Origin of the sequence: Brachybacterium muris (genome assembly GCF_016907455.1) — a bacterium.
GTDB classification, from domain to species: domain Bacteria; phylum Actinomycetota; class Actinomycetes; order Actinomycetales; family Dermabacteraceae; genus Brachybacterium; species Brachybacterium muris.
In genome coordinates this window covers 3,473,363-3,484,939 of record NZ_JAFBCB010000001.1, presented here as the reverse complement: position 1 = coordinate 3,484,939, position 11,577 = coordinate 3,473,363, and the positions used below count along the sequence as shown (strand labels likewise).

Annotated in this window: 11 protein-coding genes; 3 read left to right on the top strand and 8 right to left on the bottom strand. The window is 68.1% G+C overall.

The annotated features are described in order from the left end of the window. The first annotated feature begins 18 nt into the window (after window positions 1–18). Together istA and JOD52_RS16120 are read left to right on the top strand one after the other, a co-directional pair. The gene (gene istA / locus JOD52_RS16125) at window positions 19–1,581 is read left to right on the top strand and encodes an IS21 family transposase (RefSeq protein WP_204408388.1); all 1,563 of its coding nucleotides are present in this window, start codon (window positions 19–21) and stop codon (window positions 1,579–1,581) included. Continuing rightward, a complete protein-coding gene (locus JOD52_RS16120) occupies window positions 1,578–2,324 on the top strand; it encodes an ATP-binding protein (RefSeq protein ID WP_338124028.1) in 747 nt (248 codons plus the stop codon). Before istA ends, JOD52_RS16120 begins: the two co-directional genes overlap by 4 nt. A gap of 322 nt (window positions 2,325–2,646) precedes the next feature. On the opposite strand, the gene JOD52_RS17640 is transcribed toward JOD52_RS16120, so the two are convergent. The 8 genes from JOD52_RS17640 to rpmH form a co-directional block, all read right to left on the bottom strand. Next, entirely contained in the window at window positions 2,647–4,383 is a 1,737-nt protein-coding gene (locus JOD52_RS17640; protein ID WP_017823523.1) for a ParB/RepB/Spo0J family partition protein, read from the bottom strand. A gap of 88 nt (window positions 4,384–4,471) precedes the next feature. Beyond that, window positions 4,472–5,353 carry a ParA family protein gene (locus JOD52_RS16110; RefSeq protein WP_031307119.1) on the bottom strand — a complete coding sequence of 294 codons (882 nt, stop codon included), beginning with the start codon at window positions 5,351–5,353 and terminating at the stop codon, window positions 4,472–4,474. 34 nt (window positions 5,354–5,387) lie between these two features. Next, on the bottom strand, window positions 5,388–6,080 hold the full coding sequence (rsmG, locus tag JOD52_RS16105) for a 16S rRNA (guanine(527)-N(7))-methyltransferase RsmG (protein ID WP_204411175.1): 693 nt from the start codon (window positions 6,078–6,080) through the stop codon (window positions 5,388–5,390). 8 nt (window positions 6,081–6,088) lie between these two features. Then, entirely contained in the window at window positions 6,089–6,817 is a 729-nt protein-coding gene (locus tag JOD52_RS17325; protein ID WP_017823520.1) for a Jag family protein, read from the bottom strand. A gap of 69 nt (window positions 6,818–6,886) precedes the next feature. Then, entirely contained in the window at window positions 6,887–7,999 is a 1,113-nt protein-coding gene (yidC, locus tag JOD52_RS16095; RefSeq protein ID WP_204411173.1) for a membrane protein insertase YidC, read from the bottom strand. A gap of 86 nt (window positions 8,000–8,085) precedes the next feature. Next, window positions 8,086–8,376, bottom strand: a complete 291-nt coding sequence (gene yidD, locus JOD52_RS16090; RefSeq protein ID WP_204411171.1) for a membrane protein insertion efficiency factor YidD — start codon at window positions 8,374–8,376, stop codon at window positions 8,086–8,088. Next, a complete protein-coding gene (rnpA, locus tag JOD52_RS16085; RefSeq protein ID WP_204411169.1) occupies window positions 8,376–8,834 on the bottom strand; it encodes a ribonuclease P protein component in 459 nt (152 codons plus the stop codon). The genes yidD and rnpA overlap by 1 nt, the downstream gene beginning before the upstream one ends. 46 nt (window positions 8,835–8,880) lie before the next feature. Beyond that, window positions 8,881–9,018 carry a 50S ribosomal protein L34 gene (rpmH, locus tag JOD52_RS16080; RefSeq protein ID WP_017823516.1) on the bottom strand — a complete coding sequence of 46 codons (138 nt, stop codon included), beginning with the start codon at window positions 9,016–9,018 and terminating at the stop codon, window positions 8,881–8,883. Between the two features lie 345 nt (window positions 9,019–9,363). Here rpmH and dnaA point away from each other — a divergent pair, with 345 nt between their 5' ends. Beyond that, complete coding sequence (gene dnaA, locus JOD52_RS16075; protein WP_204411167.1) at window positions 9,364–11,124, top strand: chromosomal replication initiator protein DnaA; 1,761 nt, start codon at window positions 9,364–9,366, stop codon at window positions 11,122–11,124. The last annotated feature ends 453 nt before the right edge of the window (window positions 11,125–11,577 follow it).

Genomic DNA, 11,577 nt, shown 5'->3' with positions numbered 1-11,577 from the left:
CGGAAGGAGCAATCTGGAATGGTACGGAAGATCAGGGCGAAGCTGGTGCTCCAGCTGCGCGCAGAAGGTCTGTCGGGGCGAGCGATTTCGTCCTCGCAGGGCATGTCCCGCAAGTCCGTGAGGGCGGTGTTCGAGGCCGCTGACGCTGCAGGGATCGGGTGGGGCGATATCGCGGACGTCGCCGATGAGCAGGTGTATGCCCGGTTGTTCCCGGGCCGGGGCGAGCACGAGAGCGTGTTCGCACAGCCGGACTGGGAACAGGTCCATCGAGAGATGGCCAGGGTCGGCGTGACGCTGAAGCTGTTGCACGGCGAGTACTTCGACGCGACCACGGCGGCTGGGGATCCGGCGATGGGGTATGACCGGTTTTGCCGCACCTACCAGCACCACGTCATGGTCACCGGTGCCGCTTCGAGAGTCGGTCACAAGGCCGGCCAGAGCGTGGAGGTCGACTGGTCCGGCCCCACGATGGAGCTGGCCGATCCGGTCACCGGCGAGGTCTCGAAGGTGTTCTTGTTCGTTGCCTGCCTGCCTTTTTCTCGTTACGCGTTCTGCTTCCCGGCGCTGGATATGCGCCAGGAGTCCTGGCTGCGAGCGCACGTAGCGATGTTCGAGGCGCTGGGCGGGACGGTCCCGAGGATCGTTCCGGACAACCTCAAGACCGGTGTGGTGAAGCACCCCCGCGAGGGCGAGATCGTCCTGAACGATGCGTATCGCGAGATGGCAGCGCATTACTCGGCGGCGGTGCTCCCGGGGAGGGTGCGGAAACCGAAAGACAAGGCGAGCGTGGAGAACACCGTCGCGCACGTCGCGACCTGGGTCATCGCCGGGCTGCGGGATCAGCGATTCACGTCCCTGCCCGAACTTGCAGCCGCCATCGGGCAGCGGATGGAGGCCTATAACGCGGAGCCGTTCCAGAAGCGGCCCGGATCCCGCGCCAGCGTGTTCGACGCGGAGGAGCGGCCGCTGCTGACGCCGCTGCCGGCGGTGCCCTACGAGATCTCGACATGGCACTACGGACGACGAGTGGGCAGGAACGGGCACGTCACGTTCGCGCGGAACTTCTACTCCGCGCCGTTCGCGCACATCGGCGCGAAGGTCGATCTGCGCATCACGGCCCGGACGCTGGAGATCTATCAGGGCAGCCAGCGACTGACCAGTCACCTGCTGCTCCCGGAGACCGCGAGCAATGAGTACCGCACCAACGACGCGGACCTACCTGCGGGCGAGCGTTTCCAGGCCTGGGACGCGCAGAGGGTGCGGGCGTGGGCAGATCGGGTCGGGCCGGCCACGGTGATCGTGATCCAGCGGATCTTCGAGTCCGTGCCGATCGTGGAACAGGGCCTGGATCCCGCGTTGGCGGTGCTACGGCTCTCTCGCCGCTTCTCCGTAGATCGGGTCGAGGCGGCCTGCGCACTCGCGCTGACGGGACGGGTCCGTTCACCGCGCTATGCGCATCTGCACCCGATCTTGGCCACCGGGCAGGACAAGGTCGCCGCCCTGCGTCCACCCCGCGAGGAACCCGCGGAAGACGGCGGATACGTCCGTGGCGCCGACTACTACGCCGGAGGTGTCCGGTGAGCGTGATCGATAACGACACGAAGCGGAAGCTGCGCGAGATGGGCGCGACCGCGCTGCTGGACGCGATCGATGCCCAGGATGAGGCTCACGTGCTGGGGATGTCGTTCCAGGAACGGCTCCAGCTGATCGTGGACGAGGCGCATTCCATCTTCAATCATGGAAAGGTCGAGGGTCTGATCCGCCGGGCGGGGCTGCGTTATCCCGGAGCGGACCTGCGGCGGCTGGATCTGGTCGAGGAACGGGGACTGAACCGGAACGTGATCGCGCAACTGGCAACCTGCTCCTTCATCCAGCGGCAACAGAACGTGGTCTTCCAGGGCTTCACCGGCTCAGGGAAGTCCTACCTCGGCTGCGCGCTGGCGAAGCAGGCCTGCCAGCACCGGCTCCGAGCCCACTACATCCGAATGCCCGACCTCGAAGAGGCCTGGGCCCTGGCAAAGGACAAGCCGCAGGGCCAGACGAAGTTCCTGCGGAAGTACTCCACGTTCTCGCTGCTGGTGATCGACGAGTGGCTGCTGGACCATCCTGACGAGGGAATGCGTTCGATGCTGCTGGAACTGCTCGAGCGCCGCTATGACACCGGCTCGACCGTGTTCTGCACCCAGTACCCGAAGAAGGACTGGCACGCCCGGCTCGGTGGAGCAGTCCACGCCGATGCGATCATGGACCGCATCGTGCACAACACAATCTGGATCGACACCGGCGACAGGAACATGCGAGAACACACCGCACTGCCCCAGTGACCCGATGCCGGCGGGAGCCAGTGGTCCCCACCGCGGCGGCTACTGGCCCCCGTCGGCACGATCGGCGGTCCCCAAGAGCAAGATTCGGTGGCTCCCACGACTACGAATACTCATGGGCGATACGGACCAGGCGCCCTCGGCCCGTCACGAGTGGGACCAGCGGTGGGGAAGAGCATCCAACCAACCAATGACGGAAGATGATGCAAGCATATGCAGTCACTCGCATAGATGCTCACAACGGCACGGCAGTACCGCTCCCCAATGAAGAGTTCGCGCTCTCTGTCGCCGTCCAGCAGGTACGACCACCCGGTCCTGTGAAACCTCAGCTATGGTCAGCGGTTCCTTCGGGCAGATCCAGTCCGATGCGTTCCACAAGTCGCTCCAGATCCTCAAGGTTGGAGAACTCCAGGGTGATCTTGCCCTTGCGCTTGCCCACGTCGATGCGTACCGGGGCCTCCAGGCGGTTCGAGAGCCGACTGGTCAGATCCACCACGTGGGGGTCGTACGTGCTGCGGCGCGGGGTGCGGGTAGCGGCAGCGGGCTGCACTCCCCGAGCAACGAGTCTCTCCACCGCCCGAACGGACAGGCCCTCCTGGACGATCCGCTGCGCGAGCTCCTCCATCAGCGCCGGATCATCCAGCGAGAGAAGAGCACGGGCGTGGCCCGCACTGATCGCCCCACTGGCCAGGCGCCGCTGCACCAGGGCGGGAAGGCGCATCAGGCGCAGGGTGTTCGTGATCTGCGGGCGCGAGCGCCCGATGCGTTCGGCCAGCTCGTCCTGCGTGCACCCGAAGTCCTCCAGCAGCTGCTGATAGGCAGCGGCCTCCTCCAGCGGGTTCAGCTGCGAACGGTGCAGGTTCTCCAGCAGGGCATCGCGCAGCAGGTCGTCATCGCTGGTCTCACGGATTATCGCTGGGATGCGATCCAGGCCGGCGCGGCGGGCCGCACGCCAGCGGCGCTCACCCATCACCAGTTCGAAGGACTCGCCATCCTCGGTGACCGAGATCGGCCGCACCACCACAGGCTGCAGCACACCCACCTGCTGCAGGGACTCGGCGAGCTCGTCCAGCTCATCCTCGTCGAACATGGTGCGCGGGTTGCGCGGGTTCTCGCGGATCTCATGGATCGGGACCTCGGCGAACTCCGCGCCGGGGACGGGCAGCAGGGCTCCGTCCTGGACAGCGGCCCTGGGGTCCTCCTCGGGCTTGCTGAGCTCGTCGTGATCGGAAGGCGCGGCCTGCGGGGTCGGCTCCGGCGTGGAAGTCTCCGTTGTGGACGTGGCAGGCGTGCTGGGCTCGGCGGCCGTTGCCTCGGAAGCGGTGCCTTCAGGGGTATCTGCTTCGGCCGTGCCGGAGACGGGGGTGCTGGTGACCTTCTCGACGTCCACGACGGGACTGTTCTCGGCGACCGGGCCAGTGGACTCGGTCGGTGCCTCCGCAGGAGACTCCGCCACCGGGACATCCGCCGCCGGGACATTCTCCACCGGGGCCTCCGTCACGGAAGGCTTCCTCGCCACAGCCTTCTCGGCCGGGGTGCTCTTCGTGGGGTTGCTCTTGGCCGGAGCGCTCTTGGTGGGGGCGCTCTTCGCGGGAGCCTTCTTGGCAGGCGTCCGCTTGGCGGGTGCCTTCTTCGCGGGAGTGGTCGACGTCGGGGCGTCCGGAGCGTCCTGGGCGTCCTCCGCGGCGCCGCCCTTCCCCGTCGCAGCCTTCGCAGCGGTGGCCTTCGCGGCAGTGGCCTTCGCAGCCGTCGGGGCCTTCGCCGTGCTGGCGCGCCCCGTGCCCACCCCTGCACGACCACGCCGTTCGGCAGCAGCACGGGCCATCTCACCGGCGATGTCCTGCTTCGAGGCACGGTCCCGCTGCGGGCGCTGCTCATCGGCCTGCACCGGATCGCCGGAGAAGAACATGTCCACCGGACGGCTCGAGGCGCCCTTCTCCCCGGCCTCCGGGGAGGTGCGAGGATGCGATCGGGTGCGCAGGTCCTGGCCGGTGGCCGGGGCAGTGCCGGCACCGGGGATCAGCGCACCGAGTCCTCGACCGAGTCCTCGCTTCTGCGTCATGTCCGTCGTCCTTCCGGGTGGATCATCCACCGAGAGCGTGATGGGAGTGTCCGCCGTATGCGTCGTCGCCTCCTGCGGACCGTGGGGGTCAAGGTGCCGGGCGGGTGGTGAGCTCGTGGGCCGCTGCCCGGTACGCGAGGGCACCGCTGGAGGCCGGGTCGTAGGTGAGCACCGTCTGCCCGTAGCTGGGGGCCTCCGAGATCCGCACCGAGCGCGGGATCGCGGTGGTGAAGGTCTGGTCCGGGAAGTGCTCGCGCACATCCTGCGCCACCTGTGCGGCCAGCCGGGTGCGGGCGTCGTACATCGTCAGCAGGATCGAGGAGACCACCAGGTCCGGGTTCAGGTGCTGGCGCAGCAGCTCGATGTTGTTCAGCAGCAGTGTGAGGCCCTCGAGGGCGTAGTACTCGGCCTGGATGGGGATCAGCACCTCACGGGCGGCGACCAGCGCGTTCACGGTGAGCAGGCCCAGTGACGGCGGGCAGTCGATCAGCACGTAGTCCAGGCGCGGCTGCCCCTCCTTCTCGCGGTGGGCGAGCAGGTCACGGATCGCGCCGCGCAGCCGGTTCTCCCGGGCCACCATCGAGACCAGCTCGATCTCGGCGCCGGAGAGATTGATGGTGGCGGGGGCGCACAGCAGGCGGTCCATCTCGGGGACCTGCTGGATCACCTCGTGCATGGGGGTGGACTCCACCAGCACCTCGTACATGCTGGGCACGTCGGCGTGGTGGTCGATCCCCAGCGCGGTGGAGGCGTTGCCCTGCGGGTCCGCGTCCACCACCAGCACGTTCAGCCCGCCCATGGACAGCGCAGCCGCCAGGTTCACGGTGGTGGAGGTCTTTCCCACCCCACCCTTCTGGTTGGCGATGGTGATCACCCGGGTGTTCTCGGGGACGCCGAACTCCAGGCCCTCCAGCTCGCGACGACGGGCGTGGTCACGGGCCAGTTCGCGCATCAGCGGGGTGTCTTCCATCCCGGTGCGTGATGTCGCGGGGACGTCGCGCTGATCAGCCACGTCGGCCTCCCTTCCTGGTCGCCTGGGGAGTGCGGAGCACGTGGACCACTGTAGTGGGAACCTCCACCTCGCCGTCCCCGTAGCGGCCGATGCGGGCATCGGTCCCACCCAGTCGCTTGAGCACCGGGGCGGCCTTCTCGATCTCCTCGCCGGCCGAGCCGCCCTTCATGGCCAGCAGCGTGCCGCCGTCGGCCACCAGCGGCAGGGTCCACTTAGCCAGCTTGTCCAGCGCCGCCACTGCCCGTGCGGTCACCAGGTCGAAGGAGCGGTCCTTGTGCAGCTCCTCGGCGCGGGCACGCACCACTTCCATGCCCAGCCCCAGTTCCGTGTTCACCTCGTCCAGCCAGGTGGTGCGGCGCTGCATGGTCTCGATCAGCGTGACCTGCAGCTGCGGGCGAGCGATGGCGATCACCACACCGGGCAGCCCTGCCCCGGAGCCCACGTCGGCCAGGGTGGCGGTGGGCCGGCCGGCCGCGGAGACCTCGTCGATCGCATCGGCCAGCAGGGCGCAGTTCAGCACGTGCCGCTCCCACAGACGGTCCACCTCGCGCGGGCCGATGAGGCCGCGTTCGGGCCCCTCGGCGGCGAGCATCCCGGTGAATCGCTCGACCAGTGCCAGGCGGTCACCGAAGACCCGCTCGGCCGGGCTGCGCAGCTCCTCGGGCACTGTGGAGACGGGAGTCATGCGGGGCCTCAGGAGGCCGGGTAGATGACGACGTGACGGTCCTTGCCGTCACCGTCGGACTCCGAACGCAGGCCCTCGCGCTTGGCGACGTCGTGGACGACCTTGCGCTCGAAGGGGTTCATCGGGCGCAGCGGCACGGGGGCGCCACCGGACTTGGCCTGGGCGACGGCGTCGGCCGCGAGGTCCTCGAGGCTCTCCTTGTGCTGGGCGCGGAAGCCGCAGATGTCGAGCATCAGGCGGGAGCGGTCACCGGTGCGGGTCTGCACGGCCAGGCGGGTCAGCTCCTGCAGAGCGTCCAGCAGCTCACCGCGGGGCTCGTTCATCTTCTTCAGCTGGGTGGCGCCGCGCACCTCCACGGAGGCGCGATCGCCGTCCACGTCGATGTCGATGTCGCCGTCGAGGTCGGCGATGTCCAGCAGCTCCTCGAGGTAGTCGGCGGCGATGTCGCCCTCCTCCTCCAGGCGCTTCAGGCGGTCCTGGCGGCTCTCACCGGCGGGGCCGGCGACGGGGGCGTCGTCGTCCTCACGGTCCTCGTCGGACGCGGCGCGAGGATCGGCGGAGCCCTCGGCCTCACCCGTCGTGGGCTCAGCCTTCGCATCCTCACTCTTCACGGCGTCGGGCTTGACGGCCTCCGGCTGCTCGTCGAGCGTGATGATCTCGGCGTCCATCCCGGTGGCGTCGGGGGTGGACGCATCGGTGGTGCCCGTGGGCTGCTGGGGTTCGGTGGTGTCGTTCATCGGTGGTCCTCCTGGAATGCTGCGGGGTACGGGGAGGTCCCGGGAGCGTCAGCGCGCCCAGGGACGGTGTCACTTGTGACGCTTGGAGCCCTTCGAGCCTTTCGACCCCTTGGAACCCTTGTTCAACGGCGAGGAGGAGGGCTTGGGCTTCTCCTGCGCGCCGGCGGCCTCCTGGGCGGCCTTCCGCTCGGCCTGGGCCCTGGCGCGGGCCTCGCGGGCGCGCTCGAGCTTCTCCTGGTCGCTGAGCTTCTTGTTCTTCTTGGGCTGCACCCGGATGGTGGGCGCCTCCTCGGGCTCCTCCACCACCTTCTTCTTCGGCGTGAAGTCCAGCGGCTCCAGGCCCTTCTTCTCCCGCTTGGCGTTGATGCGGGCCTGGCGCTGCTTGTCGGCGTCGGAGCCCGGAGTGGGGGTGGCGCGGATGACGATGTACTGCTGGACGAAGGTCCACACGTTGGTGGTGAGCCAGTAGATCAGCACACCGATCGGCATGCCCGGTCCCGTGATCACGTAGATGAACGGGAGCATGTACAGCATCATCTTCTGGGTGCTGGCCATCGGCCCCTCGAGGGCTGCCTTGGGCATGTTGCGCATGGTCAGCTCCTTCTGGGTGATGAAGGTGACCGCGCACATGAGGGCGATGATGATGCCGGAGATGATCTTGGTGGTGATGCCGCCGTCGCCGGAGTTCAGGAAGCTGTCGGCGATGGTGACGTTGCCGAAGAAGGTGCCGGTGTAGGCGCTGTGCGCCAGCTCCGGGGTGAGCGGGCCGAAGCCCTCACCGCCGGCGGCCTGCGGCAGCTTGGTGTACAGCACCCGGAACAGGGCGAAGAAGATCGGCATCTGCAGCAGGATCGGCAGGCACGAGGAGAACGGGCTGGCGCCGGCCTCCTTGTAGATGGCCATGGTCTCCTGCGCCATCGCCTGGCGGGATTCCTGGTCCGTCTTGCCCTTGTACTTCTTCTGCACGGCCTGCAGCTCGGGGCTGACCATCTGCATGGCCCGGGAGGCTTTGATCTGCCGCACGAACAGCGGGATGATCAGGGTCCTGATCACGACGGTGAGGCCGACGACCGACAGCGCCCAGGTCCAGCCGGAGTCGGGGTCCATGAACACGGACAGCAGTGCATGGAACTGCACCATGATCCATGCCACGGCCCATTCGATGGGATACAGAGGGTTCATCGGCCTGGTTCTTCCTGCCGTCGGTATGCGCATGACGTCCATGCGGTGTGACGGCTACGGGTCGGGGTTCTGGACAAGGGTAGGCCCTAGCGGGCCGGGGTCCGCAGTCGACGCGGATTGCTCCACATCCCCGGGGCGGGGACCGGGTCGGGTCCTCCTCGGGTGAGCGGGTTGCAGCGCAGGATGCGCCAGGCGGTGAGCGCGGTCCCCTTGACGGCACCGTGGACGCGCAGGGCGTCCATGCCGTACTGGGAGCACACCGGGTAGAAGCGGCAGGCGGGAGGGGTGTACGGGGAGATCCCCACCTGGTAGGCCCGCACCGGCAGGGCCAGCAGGCGCCGCGGGAGCCGGGCCAGGGAGCGCATCGTCGCGGGCATCAGCGCTCCGACTTCCCGGTGCTCGCCCCGACCTCGTCGGTCAGGGGCCCGCCGGTCGAGGGCTCGCCGGCCGTCGAGGTCGCGGGCCGGGCCCTCTCCTCGTTGCGCCGTTCGAGCTTGCGGGCGGCCGAGTCGAGTGCCCCCGCCAGATCCGTCTCCAGCTGCGCGAACGGCTGGGAGTCGATGCCGGGCAGGGCCCTGACCACGACGGCGGAGCACGCAGGCAGCGCGGTGAGGCGGGGTCGGATGATCTCTCGCATGCGCCGGGTCACGCGGTTGCGGACCACGGCGTTACCGACCTTCTTGGACACGACGAATCCCACGCGGGGCGCCTCCGGTCCCTCCGGCAGGAGGGCCAGGTGCACGACCACGTGGGATCGGGCGCTGCGCACGCCACGGCGGGTGACGGCGCGGAACTCGTCGCCGGTGCGGAGCCGGTGACGGGACCAGGTGCTCACGTCACGGTCCAGGGCTGCTTGATGGCCCGGGCGCCGTCCTGTGGCCTCAGGCCGACAGTTCGCTGCGGCCCCGGGCGCGACGTGCGTTGATGATGGCGCGGCCGGCGCGGGTGCGCATGCGGGCGCGGAAGCCGTGCTTCTTGGCGCGACGACGATTGTTCGGCTGGAAGGTGCGCTTGCTCATCGGTTCTCCTCGATCATGGGCACGGACGTGCCCCTCGCGGTGGCATGTGGTCTGCTGCGCGGACGGGCTGATCGGGCGCTCCCGCAGGTGACGGAGCGGCTGCCGTGACGACCGGGCCGATCCTGGACTGCCACAGCAGAAAGGTCGGCTCGCAGCGCTGACTGCACGATCTTAGGGGCGAGGGGGCACCGGGTCAACGGCTGCGGTGCAGGTCGGCGCAGGTGTGGCCGGTTTCTCACTGGCGCGCGATCGGGGGTGGGGACCGGGGTCACAGCTTTCCACAGGTTCTTCCACATGATTGTGGATCGTGTGGAAAACTACCGGGACTGCTGCCTTCCACCGGAGATGATCATGAACGACTCCACCATCGACGTCGAGGCGATCTGGGAGCGCACCCTCCAGATCCTGCGCCGTGACGAGACGGTGTCGCCCCGGGTGATGGCCCTGCTCACCCTGTCCCGGCTGATGGCCGTGGTGGCCGACACCGCCCTGCTCGCCGCCCCCTCCACCTCGGCGAAGGAGCTGTTCGAGCACCGGATCGTGGATTCGCTCAAGCAGGCACTGAGCGAGGCCTCCGGTCGCGAGATGCGCTTCGCGGTCACGGTGGACGAGTCCCTGCTGCTCGAGGGCGACGACGATGAGATGCCCAGCAGCGCTATGACCTCCCGTTCCTCCGCCCCCGGTGCACAATCTGTGGACAACTCTGTGGACAGCAGCACGGGGTCTGTCCACAACAGTGGGTCCGACGGTGGATTCACCCGTGCCGACGGCACCTCGTCCACCACCGATGCTGAGCAGGACCGCAGCGGGATCGGTCCCTCGGCCGGCTCGTCCTTCGGCGCTCCCTCACCTGCCGGACCGGGCGCATCGCCCACCGAACCCGCTCGTCCGGCCGGCGGCGCTAGACCCGCAGGCAGCTCGTCGGCCGCCGAGCCCACCCCCGGCCCCGGCCGCTCCCTGTGGTCCCCGGCCACCGCCGGCTCCCCCTCCCCGGCGCCCTCGCAGGTGTCCTCGCAACAGGCCCCGCCGGCGGAGACCACCCTGGTGGGCGATTCCCGCCTGAACGGCAAGTACACCTTCGACACCTTCGTGATCGGCTCCTCCAACCGCTTCGCGCAGGCGGCGTGCTCGGCCGTGGCCGAGACCCCCGCCAAGGCCTACAACCCACTGTTCATCTACGGCGGCTCGGGCCTGGGCAAGACCCACTTGCTCCACGCCATCGGTCACTACGCGCAGAGCCTGTACCCCGAGGTCGTGGTGAGGTACGTGAACTCCGAGGAGTTCACCAACGACTTCATCAACTCCGTGCAGTCCGGCCAGTTCGGCAAGGCCCAGGAGTTCCAGCGCCGCTACCGCGACATCGACATCCTGCTGATCGACGACATTCAGTTCCTGCAGCGCGCCCCCGAGACCATGGAGGCGTTCTTCCACACCTTCAACACCCTCTACAACTCGGACAAGCAGATCGTCATCACCTCGGACCTGCCGCCCAAGGAGCTGGGCGGCTTCGAGGACCGCATGCGATCCCGCTTCGAGATGGGGCTGATGACGGACGTGCAGCCCCCGGACCTCGAGACCCGCATCGCGATCCTGCGCAAGAAGGTCGCCCAGGAGAACACCGGTGAGGTCCCGCACGACGTGCTGGAGTACATCGCCAGCCACATCGCCACCAACATCCGCGAGCTCGAGGGCGCCCTGATCCGCGTCCAGGCGCTGCACTCCCTGTCCCGGCAGCCGATGGACGTCACCCTCGCCCAGAGCGTGCTGAAGGACCTGCTCAGCCACGACGACGGCACCCAGATCACGGCCTCCACGATCATCGCCCAGACCGCCACCTACTTCGGGCTGTCGGTCGAGGAGATCATCGGCAGCGGGCGCTCGCGCCGGCTGGTCTCGGCCCGTCAGATCGCGATGTACCTGTGCCGTGAGCTGACCGACATGCCGCTGATCCGCATCGGCGAGGAGTTCGGCGGCCGCGACCACACCACCGTGATGCATGCGAACAAGAAGATCAGTGAGCTGATGAAGGAACGGCGGGCGATCTTCAATCAGGTCACCGAACTCACCGCACGTATCAAGAGCTCGAACTCCACCTCCCGGCACTGAGGCCCCGGTCGCTCGCGAGAAGGTGCGCGGTGACCAGGAGAAGAGCCGTGATCGGGCGGGGAGATGGCAGGGTTTCGCAGACCTTGTTCCTCCCCATTGTGGACAACTCTGTGGATTGTGTGGATCAGTGAGCATCCGCGCAGGAGCCGTTGTGCATCGAGGAATCACAGGAATGAGCGATGAGCCGCTGATCATGCACAGTGCAGCCACGAGCGCGAGCCTGTGATTCACAATCAGTGGCAGGGGTGGTCATGGGAGGTGACCTGCGATGACGGGGGTTGTCCACGAAGTGCACAGCCGTGAAGAAGAGGACTGTAGTTAGTTGCTCGACGGGGATGTGGACGGGGAGGCGGGGAGGGCCGCTGTGAGGAACGGGACCCGGTCTCGGTGGGGAGGAGCTCGGAAGTCAAGGATCTGGGACGGTGTGTCGGCGAGGACCGCGCGGAACCGATA